General features: G+C 43.8%; 24 protein-coding genes. 11 read left to right on the plus strand and 13 right to left on the minus strand.

Annotated elements, in window-relative coordinates; all coding sequences use genetic code 11:
* Positions 1-483 precede the first annotated feature (483 nt).
* Both VXQ92_RS13640 and tyrS read right to left on the minus strand, forming a co-directional pair.
* Entirely contained in the window at positions 484-753 is a 270-nt protein-coding gene (locus VXQ92_RS13640) for a hypothetical protein (RefSeq protein WP_416682135.1), read from the minus strand.
* A 485-nt stretch (positions 754-1238) separates the two neighbouring features.
* Positions 1239-2453 (minus strand): tyrosine--tRNA ligase, encoded by a 1215-nt coding sequence (gene tyrS, locus VXQ92_RS13645; RefSeq protein WP_044112806.1) that lies wholly within the window; start codon positions 2451-2453, stop codon positions 1239-1241.
* Between the two features lie 80 nt (positions 2454-2533).
* On the opposite strand from tyrS, the gene VXQ92_RS13650 reads away from it, so the two are divergent.
* Complete coding sequence (locus tag VXQ92_RS13650; protein WP_005094877.1) at positions 2534-3661, plus strand: anhydro-N-acetylmuramic acid kinase; 1128 nt, start codon at positions 2534-2536, stop codon at positions 3659-3661.
* A 103-nt stretch (positions 3662-3764) separates the two neighbouring features.
* On the opposite strand, the gene VXQ92_RS13655 is transcribed toward VXQ92_RS13650, so the two are convergent.
* The 4 genes from VXQ92_RS13655 to VXQ92_RS13670 form a co-directional block, all read right to left on the minus strand.
* Entirely contained in the window at positions 3765-5057 is a 1293-nt protein-coding gene (locus tag VXQ92_RS13655) for a lytic murein transglycosylase (protein ID WP_064095277.1), read from the minus strand.
* A 705-nt stretch (positions 5058-5762) separates the two neighbouring features.
* Positions 5763-6884 carry a 5-(carboxyamino)imidazole ribonucleotide synthase gene (locus VXQ92_RS13660; RefSeq protein ID WP_416682138.1) on the minus strand — a complete coding sequence of 374 codons (1122 nt, stop codon included), beginning with the start codon at positions 6882-6884 and terminating at the stop codon, positions 5763-5765.
* Between the two features lie 15 nt (positions 6885-6899).
* Positions 6900-7412, minus strand: a complete 513-nt coding sequence (purE, locus tag VXQ92_RS13665) for a 5-(carboxyamino)imidazole ribonucleotide mutase (protein ID WP_416682167.1) — start codon at positions 7410-7412, stop codon at positions 6900-6902.
* Between the two features lie 198 nt (positions 7413-7610).
* Positions 7611-7952 (minus strand): DMT family protein, encoded by a 342-nt coding sequence (locus tag VXQ92_RS13670; RefSeq protein ID WP_064095281.1) that lies wholly within the window; start codon positions 7950-7952, stop codon positions 7611-7613.
* A 4-nt stretch (positions 7953-7956) separates the two neighbouring features.
* Here VXQ92_RS13670 and VXQ92_RS13675 point away from each other — a divergent pair, with 4 nt between their 5' ends.
* From VXQ92_RS13675 to VXQ92_RS13685, 3 genes are all read left to right on the plus strand, one after another.
* Positions 7957-8133 (plus strand): hypothetical protein, encoded by a 177-nt coding sequence (locus VXQ92_RS13675; protein ID WP_016806943.1) that lies wholly within the window; start codon positions 7957-7959, stop codon positions 8131-8133.
* Between the two features lie 61 nt (positions 8134-8194).
* Positions 8195-9559 (plus strand): UDP-N-acetylmuramate:L-alanyl-gamma-D-glutamyl-meso-diaminopimelate ligase, encoded by a 1365-nt coding sequence (mpl, locus tag VXQ92_RS13680; RefSeq protein ID WP_416682140.1) that lies wholly within the window; start codon positions 8195-8197, stop codon positions 9557-9559.
* A 357-nt stretch (positions 9560-9916) separates the two neighbouring features.
* Entirely contained in the window at positions 9917-10999 is a 1083-nt protein-coding gene (locus VXQ92_RS13685; protein WP_064095273.1) for a zinc-dependent alcohol dehydrogenase family protein, read from the plus strand.
* Between the two features lie 78 nt (positions 11000-11077).
* On the opposite strand, the gene VXQ92_RS13690 is transcribed toward VXQ92_RS13685, so the two are convergent.
* Entirely contained in the window at positions 11078-11551 is a 474-nt protein-coding gene (locus tag VXQ92_RS13690; RefSeq protein WP_081408796.1) for a BLUF domain-containing protein, read from the minus strand.
* Positions 11552-11748: 197 nt separating this feature from the next.
* On the opposite strand from VXQ92_RS13690, the gene VXQ92_RS13695 reads away from it, so the two are divergent.
* Positions 11749-12096 carry a hypothetical protein gene (locus tag VXQ92_RS13695; RefSeq protein WP_064101903.1) on the plus strand — a complete coding sequence of 116 codons (348 nt, stop codon included), beginning with the start codon at positions 11749-11751 and terminating at the stop codon, positions 12094-12096.
* On the opposite strand, the gene VXQ92_RS13700 is transcribed toward VXQ92_RS13695, so the two are convergent.
* Complete coding sequence (locus VXQ92_RS13700; RefSeq protein WP_064101904.1) at positions 12089-12379, minus strand: GNAT family N-acetyltransferase; 291 nt, start codon at positions 12377-12379, stop codon at positions 12089-12091. The two genes, VXQ92_RS13695 and VXQ92_RS13700, sit on opposite strands and share 8 nt — an antisense overlap.
* Positions 12380-12681: 302 nt before the next feature.
* On the opposite strand from VXQ92_RS13700, the gene VXQ92_RS13705 reads away from it, so the two are divergent.
* Together VXQ92_RS13705 and VXQ92_RS13710 are read left to right on the plus strand one after the other, a co-directional pair.
* Entirely contained in the window at positions 12682-13875 is a 1194-nt protein-coding gene (locus tag VXQ92_RS13705) for a sugar transporter (RefSeq protein ID WP_416682143.1), read from the plus strand.
* 331 nt (positions 13876-14206) lie between these two features.
* On the plus strand, positions 14207-15172 hold the full coding sequence (locus VXQ92_RS13710) for a TerC family protein (protein ID WP_064095280.1): 966 nt from the start codon (positions 14207-14209) through the stop codon (positions 15170-15172).
* Positions 15173-15209: 37 nt separating this feature from the next.
* Here VXQ92_RS13710 and VXQ92_RS13715 read toward each other — a convergent pair whose 3' ends face one another.
* Complete coding sequence (locus tag VXQ92_RS13715; RefSeq protein ID WP_416682145.1) at positions 15210-15620, minus strand: nucleotidyltransferase family protein; 411 nt, start codon at positions 15618-15620, stop codon at positions 15210-15212.
* A gap of 262 nt (positions 15621-15882) precedes the next feature.
* On the opposite strand from VXQ92_RS13715, the gene guaD reads away from it, so the two are divergent.
* The 3 genes from guaD to VXQ92_RS13730 all read left to right on the plus strand — a co-directional run bounded on the left by guaD (position 15883) and on the right by VXQ92_RS13730 (position 18395).
* Positions 15883-17202 carry a guanine deaminase gene (guaD, locus tag VXQ92_RS13720; RefSeq protein ID WP_416682147.1) on the plus strand — a complete coding sequence of 440 codons (1320 nt, stop codon included), beginning with the start codon at positions 15883-15885 and terminating at the stop codon, positions 17200-17202.
* Positions 17203-17413: 211 nt separating this feature from the next.
* Positions 17414-17941 (plus strand): hypoxanthine phosphoribosyltransferase, encoded by a 528-nt coding sequence (hpt, locus tag VXQ92_RS13725; protein WP_064095267.1) that lies wholly within the window; start codon positions 17414-17416, stop codon positions 17939-17941.
* 196 nt (positions 17942-18137) lie between these two features.
* Complete coding sequence (locus tag VXQ92_RS13730; RefSeq protein WP_144724926.1) at positions 18138-18395, plus strand: GlsB/YeaQ/YmgE family stress response membrane protein; 258 nt, start codon at positions 18138-18140, stop codon at positions 18393-18395.
* Positions 18396-18501: 106 nt separating this feature from the next.
* Here VXQ92_RS13730 and VXQ92_RS13735 read toward each other — a convergent pair whose 3' ends face one another.
* The gene (locus VXQ92_RS13735; protein ID WP_144724928.1) at positions 18502-19203 is read right to left on the minus strand and encodes a DsbC family protein; all 702 of its coding nucleotides are present in this window, start codon (positions 19201-19203) and stop codon (positions 18502-18504) included.
* 383 nt (positions 19204-19586) lie between these two features.
* Between VXQ92_RS13735 and VXQ92_RS13740 the strand changes: the two genes are divergently transcribed.
* Positions 19587-20732: an MFS transporter gene (locus VXQ92_RS13740; protein WP_064095264.1), complete on the plus strand. Its 1146-nt coding sequence runs from the start codon at positions 19587-19589 to the stop codon at positions 20730-20732.
* Positions 20733-20765: 33 nt separating this feature from the next.
* Here the strand turns inward: VXQ92_RS13740 and mnmE are convergent, their stop codons facing one another.
* The 3 genes from mnmE to yidD form a co-directional block, all read right to left on the minus strand.
* Positions 20766-22124 (minus strand): tRNA uridine-5-carboxymethylaminomethyl(34) synthesis GTPase MnmE, encoded by a 1359-nt coding sequence (mnmE, locus tag VXQ92_RS13745; protein ID WP_416682149.1) that lies wholly within the window; start codon positions 22122-22124, stop codon positions 20766-20768.
* Positions 22125-22216: 92 nt separating this feature from the next.
* Positions 22217-23980 (minus strand): membrane protein insertase YidC, encoded by a 1764-nt coding sequence (gene yidC / locus VXQ92_RS13750; protein WP_064095262.1) that lies wholly within the window; start codon positions 23978-23980, stop codon positions 22217-22219.
* Between the two features lie 5 nt (positions 23981-23985).
* The gene (gene yidD / locus VXQ92_RS13755; RefSeq protein ID WP_004281931.1) at positions 23986-24306 is read right to left on the minus strand and encodes a membrane protein insertion efficiency factor YidD; all 321 of its coding nucleotides are present in this window, start codon (positions 24304-24306) and stop codon (positions 23986-23988) included.
* Positions 24307-24311 lie beyond the last annotated feature (5 nt).

Raw genomic sequence — 24311 nt, forward strand, 5'->3', positions numbered from 1 at the left:
GGTGCATTCTAGAGGATTTCAGAATCATTGCAACCCCCAATTCACTATATTTTTCACGCATGTATCTTTTTTCTACAAAATTCATTAAAAAATCGTTTTTTTATCTAAATTTTGAGCATTTTTCTGCATTAAAAGCTGTACTCAGTGCAATTTTCTTTAATACCGCCAATCTCATTAAGACCTCCTAGCTATCAAAAATGTCTAAATTTCAAAAAAATGCCTAAACTTCAATCAGACGTTAAGTTTTCCACACTCTATATCCAGAACTTTCTAAAATTTCCTTATATCTATTTATATCTTTTTCTGTTTTCTAACTGACTTATTAGACAAATAGAGGTGGAATGCCAAATTTACTAATTTTTCTATGATCTTTTTTACTAGTAGATTTTTAAAAGCACAAATACCGGCCTGATCCCTACTGGTTCCAGATCAGTTCTAAAATTTCATTAAAGATATTTAACGATAAAAAGGGATTAAAGTAGATTAATTCGTCTTTGATGAACTACGATCTTTTATCCAATACTGCATCACTTCCTGAATAACCTCTTTTTTACCGTTATAGTCTTCAGCAGCGAATAATAATTTAGCCCGATGCGGTAATCGTTCTTTGACTAAGGAAAAAAGCAGATAATGTGAGGCAAGATCTAATTGCTGGAATAAAGCACAAGCATAGTGAAAAGACTTTCGCTTTTGTTCAGAAACGTCATATTCAAATAAAAAACGTAAAATGAAATCAACATCTTCATCAAACATCTGTTCAGTCTGGTAGTGATACACCTTATTTACCTTTCTTTTTTATAAATGAAATGAGGTTTAAAAAAGGATGAAGCTAATTTTGACTTTATTTCATTTGTTGAATACCGAAAATCGCGCTTAGACCACAGCAATAAAAAAGGAAGAGATCTCTCCCAAAATCTCTCCCTTAGAATTGAATCTTTACCCGATCCACGATGTCATTATTATAGTTATTCACTTTAAAGCTTAAAAAGAGTCTCTTTGGAAGGAGACCTTATAAATTGTGGATTTACCTTATTATTACTACCCTCTAGATGTCTAAACAAATTCTCTAGATGAATAAATCCTATACATAATATTCCCGAAAAGCAAGCAATTTGGAAAAAATTACCTATTGTTTTCATAGGGTTTTTTTTGAAGTTACTTATTCGATTTATGAATATAGGACATCAATAAAAAAGCAGGCCGAAGCCTGCTTTTATTTCAATAACTTAGCTCTAAATTTAGTCAACAAAAGTCACTTTAGCGATGGATTTTTTACTCGCTTGAATAATCAAAGTCACGTTCTCTTTCACAGAAAAAGAGGCATCAACTGGCTTCCAGTCCACTTTTACCGCACCACGACCAAGTGCATCTTTGGCTTGTGCTGCATTTTTAGTTAAGCCTGCTTCACGTAAAATTGAAGTAATAAAGATTTCGCCACCGAATTCAGCACGTGAAATGGTCACTTCAGGCGTACCTTCAGGCAATTCACCTTCAGTAATGATATTACCTGCACCTTTATGTGCATTGGCAGCTGCTTCAGCACCATGGAAACGCTCGACCAGCTCTAACGCGAGAATCTTTTTGACTTCTTGCGGATTACGGCCTTCTGCCACTTCTTTTAATAGTTGCTGAATTTCTTCAATTGACTTGAAACTTAACAGGTCAAAATAACGCTCGATCAGAGAATCCGGCATTGAAAGAACTTTTTGGTACATCGCACCTGGTGCATCAAATACACCAATATAGTTACCTAAAGACTTGGACATCTTGTTGACGCCATCCAGACCTTCAAGAATTGGTACAGTAATACAGACTTGTGGTTCCTGATCATAACGACCTTGAAGCGTACGACCCATCAACAGGTTAAAGGTCTGGTCTGTACCACCCAGCTCTACATCTGCTTCCAGTGCGATCGAGTCATAACCCTGAACCAATGGATACAAGAATTCATGAATCGCGATTGGCTGATGATTGTTATAGCGCTTGGTAAAGTCATCACGCTCAAGCATACGTGCAACCGTTTGCTGAGATGCCAGTTGAATCAGATCAGCTGCAGTTTTTTGAGCAAACCATTCCGAGTTGAACACCACTTTGGTTTTGTTTGGATCAAGAATCTTAAATACTTGTTCTTGATAAGTTTTAGCATTTTCTAAAACCTGTTCACGTGACAACGGTGGACGTGTAGCACTTTTTCCGGTTGGGTCACCGATCATCGCAGTATAGTCACCGATCAGGAAGTACACCTCATGACCCAAGTCTTGGAATACTTTTAACTTATTAATGAGAACCGTATGACCCAGGTGTAAGTCAGGCGCAGTCGGGTCAAAACCCGCTTTAATTTTTAATGGGCGATTCTGTTTTAATTTCTTGAGAAGGTCTTCTTCAGAAATAATTTCGTGGGTGCCTCGTTGAATGAGGGCAAGTTGTTCTTCAGCCGGCAGGAAATTTGACATCACAAAATCCAATACATCAGTTACTCAATTTGTGCGATATACTAACACTTTTTCAGCATATTGCAGGCTTAAGAATAACCATGACAGCGATCTATATTGGGGTAATGACCGGCACGAGCATGGATGGTGTCGATATTGTTGCTGCTTCTTTTGATCCACTCCAGCTTCATGCCACACTCACTTTGGCATTTGATCCCGACCTTCGGGATGAGCTGATGGCACTAACCTTGCCAGATGACAATGAAATTGACCGCATGGGTAAGGCCGATGTTGCACTGGCACAAATGATTGGTCATGGTATTAATGCGCTGATTGAAAAAAATAACCTGGATAAATCCAGAATTAAGGCGATTGGCTCGCATGGCCAGACTATCCGGCATCGTCCTGAACATGGTTTTACCCTGCAAATTGGTGACCCGAATATCATTACTGAAATTACCCAGATTCCGGTAATTTCAGATTTCCGTCGTCGTGATCTGGCGGCAGGTGGTCAGGGAGCGCCTTTAGTTCCGGCATTTCATCAGGATATTTTCCAGCATGACAGCATTCACCGGGTCATTTTAAATCTGGGCGGTATTGCCAATGTCAGCCTGCTGCCTGCCGGCAAGCCTGAAGAGGTGTATGGTTTTGATACCGGACCGGCCAATATCTTGATGGATGCCTGGTGTTCCCGTTATACCGGTCAGCCTTTTGATGAAAATGGTAACTGGGCAGCCTATGGCACCCCGATTCGCAGCTTGCTGGATCGCTTGCAGTCACACGAATTCTTCTCCAAAGAGCCTCCGAAAAGTACCGGTCGTGAAGATTTCAACTTGGAATGGCTGGATGAACAGATTGCTGACTGGCGCAATGACCTGCAATACGATGAACTGGAAGATACTCCAGAAAATGTACAGGCGACTTTATTAAAGCTCACCACCCGTGCCATTAAAAAAGCCATTTACCGCTCCGGCATGGATACCGGACAGGTTTTTGTTTGCGGTGGTGGTGCCTACAACTCACATCTACTGGAGCAGTTGCGTTGGCGCCTGCGCAAACATGAATGGAGCGTACAGACTACCGCCGATCTGGGCCTCAGTCCGACCTGGGTAGAAGCTACTGCCTTTGCCTGGCTGGCCATGCGTTTTATGAATCAGCTAAATGGCAACCTGCCTGCAGTCACTGGTGCTGCTGGCTATCGCGTCCTCGGCACCATTACTGCTGTTTAAATTCAGCGAATTACTATTATCTTGCATGACTATATAGCTACTCAAAAACAGTCATCAAAAAAGGTCTGCAAAAATGCAGACCTTTTTCAGTTTTCAATATTCTTTATTGCATCATGCGTTTGGCATTTTCATTTCTAAAGGCCCGCAAAATCTGCTGACCGGCACGACCTGTAGGGCTTAAGCCCAAACGCTGCTGTTCCTGACGAATCGCCTGACGGGTTTTATCTCCAATCAGGCCATCCACCGCACCAATGTCATAACCTCGATTCAATAAAAATTGCTGGATCTCACGACGTTCTGCACGAGAAGTTCCCGGATCATCAGTAGGCCATGTGGCCATAAACGAGCCTTTACCTTGCAGGCGATCGGATAAATGTGCAATCGCCAAGGCATAACTTTCTGCCGCGTTATAGCTATAAATGGCATCAAAGTTTTTAAAGACCAGGAACACCGGGCCATTCGGCCCCGCAGGCGCAAGTAATCCGGCTTGAGAGGATTGTGATAAATTTCCTTGAATTAAAGGCGAACCGTCGGCACGCACCACCCCCTGATTAAGCCAGTTACTCAAGGATTTTTTATTACGACGGCCTTCACCAGAAACCGACATGCCTTGCGGAATCTTGACTTCAAAACCCCAAGGCTGGCCGCTCTGCCAGCCTCGCTTGCTTAAAAAATTTGCCGTCGACGCCAGCGCATCAGGAATGCTTGAAACCAGATCACGTCGGCCATCACCATCAAAATCAACTGCAAGTTCATCATAAGTCGATGGCATAAACTGGGTATGACCAAATGCGCCTGCCCATGAGCCACGCAGCTGCTCTTCACGCACATCACCACGCTGCAGCAGTTTCATGGTGGTAAAGAACTCACCACGGAAATAACTTTGACGACGACCTTCACAGCTCAAGGTACCCAAAGCCTGCAATAAAGGGTAACGACCCGAAATATCACCGAAATTACTTTCTACTCCCCATACCGCCACGATGGTTTCTGCAGGCACCCCATAAACGGCACTAATACGGTTTAACACTTCACGATGCTGCTGCAGTTTTTGCCGGCCCAGTTGGACACGCTCTTCATCAACCAAACCTGACAAATAATCCCAGATCGGTGTTGAAAACTCAGGCTGATAGTTCAGGCGCTCGATCACAGAATAATCGGGTGTTAAATTTTGGGTATAGCGATCATAAGTTGACCCACTTACTCCTTGGGCAACTGCCTGACTGCGTAAATTGGCAAGACAGTTCTGAAAATTATTTTGGGATGCATAATTTGGACTACTTGAACTAGCAGGCAAATTAGTCGGTGTGACACGCTGGCCATTAATAATAAGTTCTGCCTGTGCCTGAGTGACAGCCAAAACCACAGAACCAACAAAAAGTGCAAGCCGTTGCATAAGACCCCTGAATATTTAGATTTCGAATTATGTTTTTACCTTAGCAGCTCATGATGAAAATTAAAGCGCCAATACGTAAATTTAAATTCATAATTTCTACACTTTTGAATTCATTTTGTAGTTTTAAATTTAAATATTTATCCACAGGTTGTTTTTTAAATTCAAAATGTGCGCGGTTTTGAATTTAAAGTTATAACTTGAGTCCAATTTTATGAATTTAAAAATTAATTGTGGATAACTTAAGTTGATAATAGAGTGCTTTAAACCGTCAGAGCTTCTGGCTGACACGATGCTGGTTTTAAATTCATTAAAATGACGAGCCAGTTTTAAATTCAGAAACTTTGAATTTATTTATTGGATTTTAAATTTGAATTCATACTTTTAAATTTAAAAGTACAGATTTGAATTCAAAGTTGTTTTAAATTTGAATTTATTTTTATGAATTTAAATTCAAACCCATATCCTAGTTTTAAATTCAAATATTGATTCAGGCTTATCCATAATTGAATAGTACACAATCCCGCGCAAAATCGGCTTGAATGAGATGATGATATTTATAATCAATTGACCGGTTTATAATCAATTCATCCACAAAATGATCCGACCAATGGCAGGTATTTTTGAAGAGGCGCAATCATGCCTGAAAGCAGGCAAATAAAAAAGCGATCACAGTAGTGATCGCTTTTTTTATCAGCAGGTTACAACTTAGATGGTCATATCTTCGCTCAATGCCAATGGATTCGGTAAAATTTTCGCCAGTTGACGGCAAAGTATAGACAATTGCGTACTGTCATTTGGCATCAGGGTAATATGACCAATCTTGCGGCCTTCGCGCTCTGACTTGTTGTAAAGATGCAAATGCGCACCTTCTAATGCCAGTACATCTTCAGACTTTGGATACTGCCCAATGATGTTCACCAAGACAGTTGGACGGATCACTTCAGTTGAACCTAAAGGTAAACCTGCCACTGCACGTACATGATTCTCAAACTGTGAACATACGGCGCCTTCAATCGACCAGTGCCCCGAGTTATGCACGCGTGGCGCCATCTCGTTGGCATATAAGCCTTTGTCTGTCACAAACAGCTCAAGGGTCAGCACACCAACATAGTTCAGATGATTCAGCAGGCGAGTGATGTAGTCCTGCGCCACAGGCTGCAAATCTGCACTGTGTGGTGCAGGCACAATCGAATGCGACAGGATCCCGTTATGATGATGGTTTTCTGCCAAAGGCCAGGTTTTGACATCGCCATTCTGGCCACGTACTGCAATGATTGAGACTTCACGTGAGAAAGTTACAAAACTTTCAGCAATCAGTTCACCCGCAGGACCCAATTCTGCCCAGGCCTGATCCATCTGGTCTGCCGAACGTAAAACGAATTGGCCTTTGCCATCATAACCGCCACGCGAGGTTTTCAGTACGATCGGCAAGCCCAGTTCCGCTACAGCTGTTTTTAAACTTTCCAGTGAAGTGACCGCTTTATACGGTGCAACCGGAATAGCCAGTTCATCAAACAAGGCTTTTTCAGACAGACGATGCTGTGCAATCGCCAAAGCCTGACGTGGCGGATGCAGTTGCTTGCTTTGCGTCAGTACGTCAACATCTGCAAGGGGCGTGTTTTCAAACTCCAAGCTAAATACATCTGCACTGTTAATAAAGTCTTGCAGACCATTTTCAGCCTGGCTCGAAATCACCGGACCCAAAGCAGCAGAAGGGCAGTCTGTGCTGGCTTCAAAAAATGTACATTGAATATTTAATGGAAGTGCCGCTTGCGCCATCATACGACCCAGCTGACCGCCACCAAAAATACCGATGGTTTTATCCATAATCTGTATCTCGACTTAAACCTGGCCTGGAATATTGTTGCTTGCCACTTTATCTGTTTGCGCCATACGGAAATCTGCAACATTTTTTGCGATCTCTGGACGAGTCAAACCCAGAATTTGCGCCGCCATAATGGCAGCATTCGTGGCACCGGCAGGACCAATCGCCAAGGTACCGACTGCAATACCGGCTGGCATTTGCACAATAGACAACAATGAATCAACACCGTTTAAAATCGAAGATTTCACCGGCACACCCAGTACTGGCAAATCAGTTTTCGCTGCACACATCCCCGGTAAATGCGCTGCACCGCCTGCACCGGCAATAATCACCTGAATACCACGATCACGCGCTTGCTCGGCATATTCAAACAGGCGGTCTGGGGTACGATGTGCAGAAACGACTTCGGCTTCAAATGGGACACCAAGCTGTTTAAGCATATTGGCAGTGTGTTCGAGAGTTGCCCAATCTGATTGAGAACCCATGATAATACCTACGAGAGGAGTATCTTGTGCAGCAGCCGCATTCATTGCAAATTTTCCAGAGATTAAAGTAAGAAAAGATAAATCTCGACGAGAGAGCCAAGCTTGAATAGGAGTACTCATTATAGACTGAAAATTCAGCTTCATAAAATTTAACGGTCAAAGCAAGACTCGATTTTTCTTATTTTTTTATTGAATTCTTAAAAACTGGAATAAAAATAGGGGAGTTGTCGTAGTTACTGCCATTTAGGAACTGCGGAATACAAAATAGATACATCCGCACAGACACAAAGCGGCCCAGAGATAATCCAGTCTAAGCGGCTGTTTAAACATGAAAATCATAAAAGGTACAAATACCAGTAAGGTCACCACTTCCTGGGTAATTTTCATTTGGCCGACAGCCAGTCCTTGCTGTGCCAGTAATTTGGTCGCCGGAATCATCAGGCTATATTCAAACAGGGCAATGATCCAGCTGAATAAAATCGCCTGCCAGAGCGGTGCATCATGTGGCAAAAACTTTAAATGCCCGTACCAGGCCAGTGTCATGAAACAGTTGGCAATCACCAGAAGAAATAGAGCCTGGAGCATCTGCATGCACTCTGCAAAAAAGTCGAACTTATTTTACGGTTTATTTGGCGAAAAGATATTGCATCGCTTTGAAATTTTCTTTGAATTTATCCGTGAAACAGGATTTAAAAAATCCCACAACAAGGCCAGAATTTTCACTATCTTTTCAGCTAAAGCCTTGCTATCGTTGCTTGCAAATTGAATAAATCATGACAACAGCACCAATATAAAGTGATGGGTCAGACAGGAACGGAGTGAAGTAGATGCATCTGCATATTTTGGGTATTTGTGGCACCTTTATGGGCTCGTTAGCGCTACTTGCACGAGATCTGGGCCATCAGGTAACAGGTTCTGACCTGAATGTATATCCGCCGATGTCGACCCAACTTGAAAATGCAGGCATTACTTTAATGCAGGGCTATGATCGTAGTCATTTGCAGCCTCATCCGGATCTGGTGATTGTCGGTAATGCCATGAAGCGCGGCATTGATGCTGTGGAATACATGCTGAATGAAGGTCTGCCTTATATTTCGGGTCCGCAGTTCCTGGCCGATCATGTGCTGCAGGGCAAACATGTTTTAGGTGTTGCCGGAACACATGGCAAAACGACGACGACCACCATGCTGGCCTGGGTCCTGGATCAAGCCGGTCTGGAGCCGGGTTTCCTGATTGGTGGTGTACCCCTTGGCTTTTCGGAAAGCGCACGTCTGGGCGGTGGCAAATACTTCTGTGTCGAAGCGGATGAATATGACTCTGCTTTCTTCGACAAGCGTTCCAAGTTCGTACATTACCATCCTAAAACTGCAATTTTAAATAACCTGGAATTTGACCATGCCGATATCTTCGATGATCTGGCAGCAATTCAAAAACAGTTCCATCATTTAGTCCGTACCATTCCCAGCGAAGGCCGGATTATCGCACCAATTACTGAAAGTAATATTGATGAAGTCTTGGAACAAGGCTGCTGGACACCGGTGGTGCGTACCAGTCTGGATGCCAATGAAAAAGCTGAGCTGTATGCTGAGCAGTTATCGGAAGATGGTTCCCATTTCAAAGTGCTGCAACATGGTGTGGTCAAAGGTGAAGTGCTGTGGAATATGACCGGGCAACATTCAGTTGCCAATGCACTTGCGACAATCGCAGCCGCTGAACATGTCGGGGTATCCATTGCAACAGCCTGTGAAGCGCTATCGAATTTTGGCGGAGTAAAACGCCGTATGGAGCTGCTAGGCACAGTCCGTGGTATCGAGGTGTATGATGATTTTGCCCATCATCCGACAGCGATTGACACGACCCTGGAAGGCGCACGTAAACGTCTGGGTGAACGCAAACTCTGGGCGATTATCGAACCGCGCTCCAATACCATGCGTATGGGCAGCCATAAAGATGGTCTGGCCCATTCTGCTCGTCTGGCGGATGAAGTGATCTGGTATCAACCTGAAGGGCTGGACTGGGATCTGCAACCGGTCATTGATGCTGCACCCAACAAAGCCAAGGTTGCACGCACACTGGATGACATCATTCAGACTGTGGTCGCTGAAGCAGGCGAGGGTGATGCCGTAGTGATTATGTCGAATGGTGGTTTTGGCGGTTTGCATCAGAAGCTAATGACTGTTTTAAAAGCATAAATTAATCTAGATTCAGTAAAAAAGCCCGCTTAGCGGGCTTTTTTAACAGGTTAAAATATTCATTGAGCACAAGTGTATACCTGTGCTGATCTTGAAATACCATGACTTAGATATTGATCCAAACAGCGGATTCCTGCCTAAATCTCCCCTGATGATTTTTTGTTGCAATCTATACATAAGACTCATTGTAGCCCCATAACACGCAAGGCATAATCGGGAAGAATACAGGTATTTATAGACCTGAAAGCTAGATCATGAATCAGCCCATTGCTGCCACTCTAATAAAAGCGATCAAGGCATTCACCATTCTGGCTAAGCCAGGTCATTCTCACTCCTCACTCCCTTAGGAGATGTGTCATGACAAGTATGAAAGCGATGGTCTATTACGGCGAAAATGATATCCGCTTTGAAGACCGCCCTGTTCCCACCCTTTTGCATCCTGGCGATGCCATCATCAAACTAGAAAAAGTCACGATTTGTGGTACCGATCTCGGGATATGGAAAGGTAAAAACCCGGAAATTGAGCAGGAAGCCGTACGAAAAGAAGGTAGTTTTAATGGCCGGATTCTGGGCCATGAAGGCATTGGCATAGTGGAAGAAGTCGGTGCGGCAGTCAAGAACTTCAAAAAGGGTGACCGGGTCATTATCTCCTGTGTCAGCCGCTGTGGAACCTGTGAAAACTGCCAGAAACAGCTGTATGCCCATTGTCGCAATGACGGCGGCTGGATCATGGGTTATATGATTGACGGCACTCATGCCGAATATGTGCGTACTCCCTTTGCCGACACTTCACTTTATCATTTACCTGAAGGCCTGGATCAAGACGTGGCCGTGTTTCTCTCAGATATTTTGCCTACTTCCCATGAAATTGGGGTGCAATATGGCGATGTCAAACCCGGTGACAATGTCGCTGTGGTCGGCGCAGGGCCAATTGGCATGAGTTGCCTGTTGACTGCACAATTCTACTCACCTGCCAATATTATTATGGTGGATACGGATGATAACCGGCTGGAATTTTCCAAAACTATAGGGGCGACTCATACTGTCAACTCCGCCAAGGAAGATGCCATCCAGAAAATTTTAGAGATTACTGATGGGCGCGGTGTGGACTGTGCCATTGAAGCAGTAGGGATAGAACCTACCTGGAATATTTGTCAACATATCGTCAAAGAGGGTGGACATGTCGCCAACGTCGGCGTGCACGGCAAACCTGTCAGCTTTGAACTGAACAAACTCTGGATTAAAAACCTGACGATTACTACAGGTCTAGTCAATGCCAATACAACCGGTATGCTGCTTAAAACCTGCTGTTCCGGCAAACTGCCACTGGAAAAACTGGCAACCCATCATTTTAAATTTGCCGATTTTGAAAAAGCCTATGATGTATTTAAACATGCAGCTGATGAAAAGGCATTAAAAGTCATGATTGACATGAACTGATACCTGTCAGATTAAAAAAGTCCGCCATGCGGACTTTTTTATTTTCTACTTTTATCTACAAATCAATCGATCAATAGATCAGAAGTAGGGGACATACCCGCGTTGCTTATAACCTTTGGGTGATGCCAGACTGGCCTGATTTTCCTCCAGACGATACAGCACTTTCAAAAATTCAGAAATTCCTGACTGCTGTAAAGCATGCGGTTCAAACTGCTTGAAACCTAAACGTGAAAATAAAGAAGAAATTTCACTATGTTTATGCACATATTTCATTGACCATTCCGAGAAATGGGACTGTTCTACAAACGCATCTTCAAAACGCAGGACATTGTGATGGCGGGCATCTCGAGAAATGCGCAGAAATAAGCTTTCCACTATTTCAGTCTGGCCTTCCAGACATTGGAAAAACTTGCCATGGGAATAATATAAAACGCCATGAATTTGATGCTGTTGATTAAAATTCCGGGCAGTCGCCAAAATATCGCTCAACTCTTGTAACAACTCTTGTTCAGATTCTATCCGTTCACTGGCATAGCAAAGTTGTAGCATCATGCGTCTTACTCAGAGGAGGAATTAAAACTGCAGTTTAATCAATTATTTTACCTTAAGTCGACTATTTTTTAAGCAAATATCCGTTTTTGCTTACAAGCATTTCTGTTTGCATTTTAGATTTGAACTTTTAACAATAGCCTCTAAATTATTAAACGAATATTTTCATACACCTACCATAAACATAAGGACACAGCCTGATGTTAAAAGATCTGATCTTAACCCTCGGCTTACTATGTGGGTGTTTTGCCCTGATGATCACTTTAAATAATTTGGCCTTCAGTACTCAAACCAATCTGCTCATCAGTTCGATTTTTATCAGCTGGACCATTTTACAATTTGTCGGTCATCACATTTATTTCCATGCCAGTTATCTGCTGATTATGGCAATTTTGTTGATGCTGCAACAATTTGAAGAAATTTTTTGGGCCATGACCGGTATGATGGCAGGCTTTGGTATATATACCCTGTTACAGGGTGTAGTTCTGCCTGTTTTAAAAGAAAAACTAGGCCGATCTTTTGAAAATTCTCCCTGGATAGTCAAATAGCCGTTGCTGCGACATCGGCCAGACTAGAATCACGTTTAAACATGACATCCACATAGGAACATTGCGGAATAATTTTTAACTGTTTCTGGCGGGCAAAATCCACCAGCACGTCCAGCATTTTGCGTGCAATCCCCTGACCGCGCAAGGAATTGTCTACCCAGGTATGATCGGCCACAATGGTTGACGCATCATGCCACTGATAGGTAATTTCGGCCAGACGTCGACCATTTTCTTCCATAAAAAATACACCGCCGCGTTTTGAATCCTGATGTTGAATATCCATACTGAAAGCTGATCCTGTGTAAAATTGCTGGTTCTTTCAATTTAAAACATCTTGCTGAATTAACAATATGAATTATTGTTAAGTTTTTAATAGGTGATGAAATTTTTTATTTCACTCCCTTATTTATTTTAAATTTTCCTGCCCTCTATCAGGTTTTATTGCTGTCTTAATTGCAGGGATAATCTCGCTTAAATCATCACAGTTTTTTCTACATTTTTTTTCTTTCTTGAATTTTAATTTTTATCTACTTCCTGATTAAGAGACAGGATTAGAATACTGCATCTTTTTACAGGCAATCCCTTATGTCTGATTCAGCTTCTGCTTCTTCTGTCACCCAGCAATGGATTGGGGTAATTGCCTTAGCCTGTGCAGCTTTTATTTTTAATACGACTGAATTTATTCCTGTGGCCTTACTGAGCGGAATCGGCCATAGCTTTGCCATGTCTGCGACCCAGGTCGGCATCATGCTCACTATTTATGCCTGGGTCGTGGCATTACTCTCACTTCCGATCATGCTACTCACTAAAACCGTAGAACGGCGTTTTTTGCTGATGCTGGTCTTTGCAGTATTTATTTTGAGTCATGTCCTGTCTTATTTTGCCTGGAGTTTTAGTGTACTACTAGTTAGCCGGGTCGGGATTGCCATTGCACATGCCTTATTCTGGTCGATTACTGCCTCACTCGCGGTTCGGGTGGCACCTAAAGGCAAAGAATTTCAGGCATTGGGCTTGCTGGCCACAGGAACAGCCATGGCTATGGTACTGGGCATTCCATTTGGCCGGATGATTGGTGAAGCATATGGCTGGCGTAACAGTTTTGCCCTGATTGCCTGTGCTGCACTTATTATTTGTCTGATTCTGGCTAAAGCCTTGCCACTTCTGCCCAGTGTAAATTCAGGCTCCTTGAGCAGCCTAAAAGTCCTGATCCGACGTCCAAGCCTGATGCTGGTCTTTGCTTTGACCATTCTGATGATTACTGCGCAATTTACCGCCTATAGCTATATTGAGCCATTTTCTCTGAATATCGCCGGATTTACTTCTGAACAGACTACGACCTTACTGCTGGTCTATGGCGGAGCGGGTTTTCTGGGTTCATATCTGTTTGGCCGCTTTGCTGCACAATTCCCGAAAATGACAATTCCTGCTTTTAGCTTGGGTATGGCCATTTCAATGTTACTGCTCTTGCCACTCTCTGCTACGGTCACAGGACTGTCTGGATTAACCTTGCTGTGGGGCTTGAGTATTATTGGCTTTAGTTTGGCCTTACAATCCAAAACCCTGAATCTTGCGGCAGATGCTACCGATGTCGCCATGGCCATTTATTCAGGACTATATAATGTCGGTATAGGTGCAGGTGCCTTACTTGGTGGTATCATCACCAGAAAGATCGGTTTAGACAGCATAGGCTGGGTAGGGGCCGGGCTGGCAATGCTTGGATTTCTACTCAGTGTCTATCTGGTCAAACGTCCAGATTTTCTGTCCAAAGCTGCTGATTAAACGCTGCTTTTTTGTAAAATAAATTGTGATTTCCAGTCAGATCTGTCATGCTCCTTGCATATTGAGCAATCGCTCAAACAGAATTGAGTTTGAACAAGGGGAGTAGCCTCCTCCAAACGTTTAAGAATGAAATTTCAGTTTTTGAACGTGTCAGAATATCGTCATTACACTTTGCAAAAAGTCGGTATCTGAGCATCTTTAGGTCACACTTGATATAAAAAAGTGAAACACCAAGATGTAGGCAAGACCTTGATCATGTTGTTATAGATGTTTTTCATCTGGCAGCTGGTCAAGGTTTTTTATGGCCAGTCGTCCGATGTGGAGAATTCACATGGAAACAATTGGTACGCTCTGGCTGTATCTTGTCTTTTTCGCAATTGTCGCCGTCATGCTGGTGATCGATTTTATCGGCTTTAAGCATCAGCATGGCCAGGAAGTAAAAGTCCGCACTGCGGCCTACTGGAGTATCGCGTGGGTCAGTGTCGCCACCTTATTTGGTGGCGGTTTATGGCTGTATCTGGAACAGACTGCAGGTGTGGCAATTGCCAATACCAAGGTCATGGAATACTTTGCCGGTTATCTGCTGGAAAAATCCCTGGCAATTGATAATGTTTTTGTCTGGCTGATGATCTTCGCCGCCTTTGCCATTCCACCGGCACTACAACGTAAATTGCTGTTATATGGTGTACTGGGTGCGATTATACTCAGAACCATCTTCATTTTTATTGGTGCCTGGTTTGTACAGGAGTTCTCCTGGATTCTGTATATCTTCGGTGCGTTCCTGGTGTATACCGGCTTCAAGTTTCTGCGCGGTCAGCATGAAGAAGACAGTAATATTGAAGATATGGCCATCCTGAAATGGCTACGTAAACACATGCGCATTACCCCGAAACTTCAGGGTGACAAATTTTTTGTACGTCAAAACGGATTGCTCTGGGCAACGCCGTTGTTCCTGGTCCTGATTCTGGTCGAAGCCTCTGATGTGATCTTTGCCGTCGATTCTATTCCAGCTATTTTTGCTGTCACTACCGATCCCTTTATTGTTCTCACTGCAAACCTGATGGCGATTTTAGGCCTGCGCGCCATGTTCTTCCTGCTCTCAGGTGCAGCCTCAAAAATGCATTATCTACCTTATGGTCTCGGGATCATTCTGGTCTTTATCGGCTTTAAGATGCTGATGCTGGATGTATTCCATATGCCGATCTGGATTTCCTTAAGCTTTATTGTGCTTGTCTTGACTATCACTGCAATCTTGTCGATTCGACATAGCAAGAAGCATAACGAAACCACCCTGTAAAATTAATCATTAAAAAGCCTGCATCAGCAGGCTTTTTTTATTGTTCTATCAGGGATAATTTGGTCCATTTTTGCAAAAACTGTTTGCTCAATATGCGTTGATCGAACACGGCATAGCTGACTAAATTTGGATTCCAACGCAGCTTTAACTCAAATAAATCGGTCAAACTGAAAGGGGTGATCCACTCTAACGCATTATCATCTTGCAGGCGCAGTGCCAAAGCTATGGCTGTTTCTGGCCAAAGAGATAGTACCTGTTCAATTGAAATCAAAGATGCAATCCTTTTATTTTGATCGCTCTGGTACCACTCATGTACAAAAGCTTGATTGGTCACATCCCAAATAATATCTAGAAAATAGTTCTTTAGCTGATCTGCCAGTTGCCACGCTAAAGGACGGACCTGCTCATTGGGAGCAAAGAAAATCACGTCGACCTCAGTATGATTCATTTCATATTCCCAGCCATGTAAATGCGCCCAGATCACATGAGGTAATCATCTGCTGCGATATAGGTATGGGGATGCAACAGAGCCAATGTCTGCAAAATTTTCATCCATACAGGTTGCGCACGCACACTCTAATAAAATTGATCAAGAGCATTTTGGGAGGTCATGGCAAATTAAGATCACCCTTTAAATATGAATGTTCATACAAACATGGCAATTTTTTCAGCTACAATCAATCGAAAAAATCAAAAAGCGTAGGTTTAAAATGTCTTCTGTAATTGCAACGACAGCGATCCGTGGTCGCTTCCTCGACATTCAGAATACAGTTGCCCAAGCACGTGATATACACGACCAAGTGCGATATGTAGAAGATGGTTTACTCATCATAAAAAATGGAAAAATCCAGTGGTTTGGCTCCTGGCAGGAAGGACAGCATCAACTTGCTGCAGGGCTAACGGTGACCCACTATCCTGAACAGCTCATTATTCCCGGCATGATTGATACCCACATCCATTTCCCGCAAACTGAAATGGTCGGGGCTTATGGTGAACAGCTGCTGGAATGGTTAAATACCTATACTTTTCCCACTGAAATCCAGTTCCAGGATTCATCCTATAGCGAAAAAATTGCCGAATTTTTCGTGCAGGAATTGCTTAAAAATGGCACTACGACGGCATTAGTCTTTTGTACTGTGCATCCTGAATCTGTAGATGCTTTGTTCAATGCGGCGACCACGCGCAATATGCGCCTGATTGCAGGTAAAGTTCTGATGGATCGTCATGCGCCAGATGCCCTGATGGACACTGCAGACAGGGCTTATTCTGAGTCTAAAGCCCTGATCGAGAAATGGCACGGTAAAGGACGAAACCTGTATGCCATCACACCGCGCTTTGCTCCGACCTCAACACCTGAACAACTGCAAAAAGCCGGCCAGCTCAAAAGTGAATATCCGGACGTGTATGTACATACCCATCTCAGTGAAAATAAAAACGAAATTGCCTGGGTAAAAGAGCTCTTTCCAGAACATGAAGGTTATCTGGATGTTTACCATCATTATGGTTTAACCGGCAGCAAATCCATCTTCGCACATTGCGTACATCTGGAAGAGGGGGAGTGGGACTGTATGCAGCAGACCGACTCTGCGATTGCTTTCTGTCCAACCTCCAACCTGTTCCTTGGCAGTGGTTTATTTCCCCTGAAGAAAGCCTGGAGTAAAGGAGTTAAAGTCGGTTTAGGTACAGATATTGGAGCAGGAACATCCTTTAACCAGCTGCAAACCCTGAATGAAGCGTATAAAGTTCAACAGCTGCAGGGAGAAAAACTATCAGCTTTTGAATCGCTGTATCATGCCACTTTAGGTGGTGCTAGAGCTTTAAGTCTGGATGACCGGCTGGGTAACTTCAACATTGGCAAAGAGGCAGACTTTGTGGTTCTGGATCTGAATGCGACTGCCTTACAAACACTGCGGCAGAGCAAGGCGAGGAATATTGAAGATACCTTTTTTGCACTGACCATGCTGGGGGATGACCGTAATATTGCAGCTACTTATGTTGCTGGACAAGCTGTCTATGTCAAAGCCCAATAAACCGCGTCAGCGCCGGATCATTTTGACTGCAATCGTTGCTCTCTGTGCTTTTGCACTGAAACGAGACTCCCGGCAGCCAAAAAAATGATTACATTTACCGCAGGTAAAACAGGTGCATCTCAGCTAAGGATGTATTAAAATTACCGCAATTCAGGTGTTGCAGGTCAACACCTTTTTTATTTTGCTATTTTTACTTTTTAGGTATCTACCCATGACCGTTCAAATGAGCGTAATGATTTCCGCTGAAGAAATTCAAGCTAAAGTCAAAGAGCTTGGTGCTCAAATCGATGCACACTATGCCAATAGTGACAAAGAACTTGTGCTCATCGGTTTATTACGCGGTTCAGTGATTTTTATGGCTGACTTATGTCGTGCCATTAACAAGCCGCATGAACTCGACTTCATGACTGTATCCAGCTACGCGGGCGGTACGGTATCAAGCCGCGATGTTAAAATCCTGAAAGATCTGGACGGTGAAATTCATGGTAAAGATGTACTGGTCGTTGAAGATATTATCGACTCGGGCAATACCTTGAGCAAAGTACTGGAAATCCTGCAGACCCGTAAACCTAATTCTATTCAGTTATGTACGTTGGTAAGCAAACCTTCACGTCGCGAGATTGAACTTGAGGTGAAATTTTTGGGCTTTGAAGTTGAAGACAAGTTTATTGTCGGTTATGGCCTGGATTATGATCAGAAATACCGTCATATTCCTTTTATTGGTGAAATCGGTCTTTAAGATTGGGTTAAATCGATAAGCACTGTTTAGAAAGTGGCCTTGTGCCACTTTTTTTTATTTCTTGAATAATTTCAGTAACACAGGGAACAAAAACACAACAGCCCGTTTCAGGATTCAACTTTTTATCCACCCGACTTTATTTCAATAATATGAGTGAACGATGTAAAACAAAGACATGACAAGAAGGAGTATGCATATGTGGACAATTATTATGGCTATTGTCATCGGTTTTATAGCAGGTCTGATTGCTCGTGCCATTCATCCCGGTAACGATAAGGCAGGTTTTATTATGACGACCTTGCTAGGTATAGCAGGCTCCTTGTTGGCAACTTTTGCTGGCCGTATGCTGGGTTTGTATTCTGCGGACTCAGCTGCCGGTCTGATCGCTTCGGTGATTGGTGCAGTGATTATTCTGTTTATTTATAATATGATCAACAAACGCCATACCGTCTAAAGCAATTTGCTATTCCGGTTAGGCCAGGCTTGATTGCCGGCATATAAAAAAAAGCACCTGATCAGGTGCTTTTTTTATATTGCATAACGGATCACCTGATTGGATATTATAGCTCGAATTCTTTAAAGATCTGTTCAATCTGTTCTGCCGGATAGGCACCCATCACCTTAAAACCATTTGAAAATATAATCGCTGGTGTTCCATTCACACCTAAAGATTGCGCCAGTTTGTTATTACGCTCAATCGGATTGGTACAGCCTTTTTTAGAACCCGGCTGAATTCCTTTAGCAATCAAATCTTCCCAAGCCTGGGCTGGATTGGACTCGCAGTACACCTGTTTTGAAGGAGCCACAGATTGCGATTTTAATGGCAGGATAAAAGTATAAATGGTTACATCATTGAGTTTTTTCAGCTCTAGTTCAAGTTTTTTGCAATACGGGCAATTTGGGTCAGAAAAGATCGCAATCTGACGTTTACCCGTACCTCTTACACTTTTCAGTGCATCCTGAAGCGGTAATTTTTTCCAGTCGATACTATTTTGTTTTAGCATTAAATCGCGGGTCAAATTATGCTGATCCTGAATCCGCAGCATCGGGCCGGCAATTACATGCTTGGCATCTTCATTCAGATAAACCACCTGGCCCTGCATGGAGCCGCTATAAATGCCTTGCATTTCTGTGGTCTGAATATTTTCAATTTTTAAGTTAGGACTGTTTTTGGCCAAATTCGTTTTCACCGTATCAATATTGGCGAATGCAAAGCTTGAAACGAAGGCACTTAAACTCATGATCAGTATTTTTTTTAACATGAATGTTCTACATGAATTAGATAAAAATGTGCTTCGATTCTAGTCGCTCTGCTTTTAAATTTCTCAAGCATTTATGTTACTGCGTATTCTGGCTTAAATGCTCTTGCGATGTTTCACGTGGAACAAAAAAGAAGAATTACATTTAATTCAACCACATCAAAACCAGAATAAAAACAAATAAGTATTTGTATTTTATTATTAAATTATGATTTAAATTATTTCCACCAAAGATCTGGGCAATTCAGCCTTGACCATTTTTCTCTATCCATTCTAAACTGCAGACACTTTCTATATTCCTCGCTATGCCCTGACATGGATTGGCCAAGGATGAATACTAAAATGGCATTTTCATGACAATAACGACCAGCTGGCGACCGTTCTTGATGGTTAGCCTGGCTTTAATGATGGGAACGCTTGGCACAGCTTTGGCGAGCCCTCTTTATCCCATCTATCAGCAACTCTGGCATTTACTGCCCAGTCAGATTACCTACATTTTTGTTGCCTATATGTTGGGCTGTCTCTCGACCCTGTTATTTTTGGGCAGGACCAGCAATAGCATCGGATTTTTACGCACCCTGCAAATTGGTCTGGCACTGATCACACTGGGACTTATTGTTTCGGTCTTTGCCCAGAATGCACTCATACTATCGATTGGCCGTTTTATTATTGGGATTGCCTCAGGCCTGATGACTACTTCTGCCATGATGGGTTTGCTGTATACCATTCCAGAAAGCCATAAACATACAGCACCGCAACTGATTTCAATCATTACCGCAATGGGGTTTGGTTTGGGACCTCTGGTCGGGGGAGTGATTGCACAGTTTTCCGCTGCACCTTTGGTGATGCCATATTTACCGGTTATTCTGGGCGCTATGTTCTGTCTGTTTGGTCTGTTCTGGATCAAGGTGCCCAAGGTTGAGCTGCAGCCCTTTAGTATGGCACCCAAACTGCAACGACCTGAAGCAAAGTTTCATCTGGTGTTTATGATTATTGCAGTAACGGCTTTTAGTGCTTTTGCTGCCTTTAGCCTGTTTGCTTCTCTGTCCCCCTCCTTTGTCCGCAATATTTTACCTTGGCATGGTCCTCTGGTCAGTGGCCTGGCCATTACCAGTATTCTGGTGGTCTCGGTGATCGTGCAGATGATGGCCAAAACGGTCGCAGCTTCAAAATGTCTGAATATTGGCCTGATGATGATGGGTTTAAGCATGATAATTCTGGCGCTCTGTATGTACGCAAAAATCAGCCTGCTTTTTTTTATCAGTGATCTTTGCTTTGGAATCGGCCATGGTTTTGCCCTGATGGGGGCTTTTGCAATGATTCACCAAATCACCAGCATGAACAACCGTGCAGCCGTCATGTCGACCTATCTGTTTATTGCCTATCTGGGCACCATTGTGCCCATTATTGCTGTGGGTTATCTGGCCGATCACTGGGGGCTGGATTTCGCCGTAATCAGCTTTTGTATCGCGATCAGTCTGTTGTGTTCTGCACTGTGGTGGACTTATCAAAAAGCCCCTGTAGCTGCCTAAAAAAATCCCTCAATTGAGGGATTTTTTAAATAATTATTTACCAATACAGAACGATCCGAAGATCTTGCCCAGCAGATCATCGGCACTAAAATCACCCGTGATTTCGCCCAAGGCATTTTGTGCCAGACGCAAGGACTCTGCCACCAGTTCCCCCGCGTTATACACCACCAGCTGTTCACGCGCTTCAGCCAAGTACATTTGAGTGCGCTTCATTGCGTCTAAATGACGGGTACGGGCAATAAAGGTGTCTTCCTCAGGCTGGAAGCCTGCATGCGCTGTAATCGCTTCTATGAGCGCCTGAACGCCGGTTTCCTGTTTGGCGGAGACGGTGATATGGCGAAAGCCATTTAAATCCCCAATCTTGGCTTTAGTACCGGTCAGGTCGCATTTATTGCCAATCAGCATCAAACGTTTCGGTTCGATATATTCGGCAAAATATTCCTGAGCAAGTTGCAGCGGATCTTCCCCCTGGCTTAAATCATAGACCAGTAGTAATAAATCAGCCTGTTCAATTTCTTTAATCGCGCGGCGGATTCCTTCTTTTTCAACAATATCGCCGGTTTCACGCAAACCTGCGGTATCGGTGAGGGTAATTGGCAGACCATTTAAGGTAATTTTTTCATGCAAGACATCACGTGTGGTACCGGCAATATCGGTCACAATCGCACGTTCAATTCCGGCCAGCGCATTCAGCAGAGAGGATTTACCGGCATTCGGTTTACCTGCAATTACGACTTGCAAGCCTTCACGTAATAACTGACCTTGACGTGCAGATTGCTGTACTTGAGTGACTGCACTGGATACGCCATCCAGCAGATTTAAAATCTTGCCATCCGCCAGAAAATCAATTTCTTCTTCCGGGAAATCAATCGCGGCTTCCACATGCAAACGCAGGTGAATCAGCTGCTCAAGCACTGCATTGACTTTGGTCGAAAACGCGCCTTGCAAAGAACGTACCGCAGAACGGGCGGCTGCTTGCGAGCTTGCATCAATCAGGTCGGCAATCGCCTCGGCCTGCACCAGATCCAGCTTGCCATTCTCAAAAGCACGCATGGAAAACTCACCCGCTTTGGCCGCAGTAGCGCCCAGCTCAAGCAAACGGCCGAGCAGGGCATTCTGAATTACCGGCCCGCCATGACCTTGCAGTTCCACCACATCTTCACCGGTAAATGAGTTTGGATTCGGAAAACAGATGACCAGTCCTTCATCCATGACCTCACCGGCTGCATCATAGAACTGGCGGAAACCGGCAAAACGCGCTTTAGGCAGCGCTTTTTGGGTCAGTTGCTGGGCAATCTCATAGGATTTTGGACCAGACAGGCGAATCACCCCAACGCCGCCACGTCCTGGTGGAGTTGCAATCGCAGCAATAGTTGTGGTTCGGTTGAGCATAAAATTCACCTGCAAAGACTCAAAAGTACAGCCAAAAAAAATCCGCCTAAGATTACCATCTTAAGCGGATTTATTCAGCCTATCCGTACAACTTAGTTGACTGGAGTGGCCTCATCACGTTTAGCACGATCTTTGGCAACAGACTTGTTAATCAAAGTTTGTTGCAGAATCGTGATCAAGTTGTTGACGATCCAGTATAAAACCAAGCCTGCCGGGAAGAATAACAAGAATACCGTAAAGATAATCGGCATAAACTTGAAGACTTTCGCCTGCATTGGATCGGTCGGCTGCGGATTTAACGACTGCTGGATATACATGGTCAAGCCCATCAGCAATGGCAGGATGAACCAAGGATCCATTGAAGATAAATCCTGAATCCACAGAATCCATGGGGCATGACGCAGTTCAACCGATTCCATCAATACCCAGTACAAGGCCAGGAAGATTGGCATTTGCAATAATAGCGGTAAACAGCCCGCAAGCGGATTGACCTGTTCACGTTTGTACAATGCCATCATTTCTTGAGAGAAGCGCATCCGGTCTTCACCGAATTCTTCTTTCATGCGCTGCATTTCCGGGGCAATCAAGCGCATTTTCGCCATCGAGCGATAGCTCTTCGACGACAATGGCCACAGGATCAGTTTCACCAGAACGGTCAACAGAATAATTGCCCACCCCCAGTTACCTACCAAGCCATGGAAGAATTCAAGACCCACGAACAGCAATTTTGCAATTGGCCATAACCAGCCATAATCAACGGTCTGGTTTAAACCTGGAGCCAAATCTTTCAGTTCTGACTGGATTTTTGGACCTGAATAGAAAGTCGCATCTACTTCAGCCACGGTACCTGCAGGCACATTGAAAGTCGGTGAAGTAAAACCGATGATGTTCATGTTATCGGTTGATTTGCGTGATTCAAGCTTGGCGCTATAGGCTTCACCATCGCCTTGAGTCAACTTCAGATGACCTGGTACCCATGCACTCACAAAGTAATGCTGCACCATTGCCACCCAGCCGCCTTTGGCTTCAGTACTGACTTTCTCTTCAACAAAGTTGTCGAATTTAAGTTTGTTATACTGCTCGTCCGGAGTACCCCATGCACCGCCCAGGAATGTTCCCAGCGTGAAGATACCCTGATCGGATTTACCCGGATCTTCCGAGTTATCCCGTTTGATCTGACCGAACATCTGACCTTGCCAGGTCTGGCCACTGCGGTTAACCACTTTATGGTTTACCACGACCGGATATTCACCTTCAGTGAAATTGAAGGTCTTGATGATCTCGACACCATCAGCGGTTTTAAACACCAGCGGTACAGACAAGACTTTCAGGTTTTTACCGTCTTTGCTCTTGACTGTCTTTGCATCTGCCAGAGTATAAGCGGTTTTTTCCATTTCATAGGTTGGACGGCCGTTACGGCTGCTGTCCGGTCCATTCAGACCGATCAGGCCAGACTGGGCGACATAGGTCCGTTTCGCATCGCTTTCCAGCATGACGAAAGGTTCATCGCTGTCTTTGTTCTTGTCATGATTGAGTAATTCAACACGAACAATATCACCACCCTTGGGATTAATCCAAAGATGATAAAGGTCAGTTTGTACTGAAATAAGCTGCTGACTTACAGGTGCTGTGGCATCCGTGGCTTGCTGCGCTGGCACATTTGCTTGTGGCAGATCAGAGGCAACTGTAGCCGTCTGACCATTTGGCAAATCTGCAGATACGTCATGCGAAACAACAGCAGTTTCCTGCTGCGGTTTTGTTTCAGCATTTCCATAATCTTTTTGCCACGCCAAAATGAGCAAATATGCGACAACAAACATGGCTCCGAGAATTGCAATCCTGGCCCATTGTTGCATATGTATTACCCCAAGTGGTGAGAGTGATTTTGGTTCAATAAACGATCACGAAAGGGTACAGCAACGTGAAGCGTTTGAGAATCTATTTGCTGAAATGAAATAAAACGAATCGCTTTTGAGGGAACAGGATCATATCCCGAGCCCCCCCACGGATGACAACGGCAAATACGTTTAGTAGCCAGCCACACTCCACGCCCAGCGCCATGCATCTGGACTGCTTCCAAGGAATATTGAGAACAAGTTGGAATATAACGACAGCGCGGTCCAAGAAGAGGACTAATCGCAATCTGATAGAAACGGATCAACCAATGCAGTAAACGTACCATTGGCC

The organism is Acinetobacter sp. 228 (assembly GCF_048147885.1).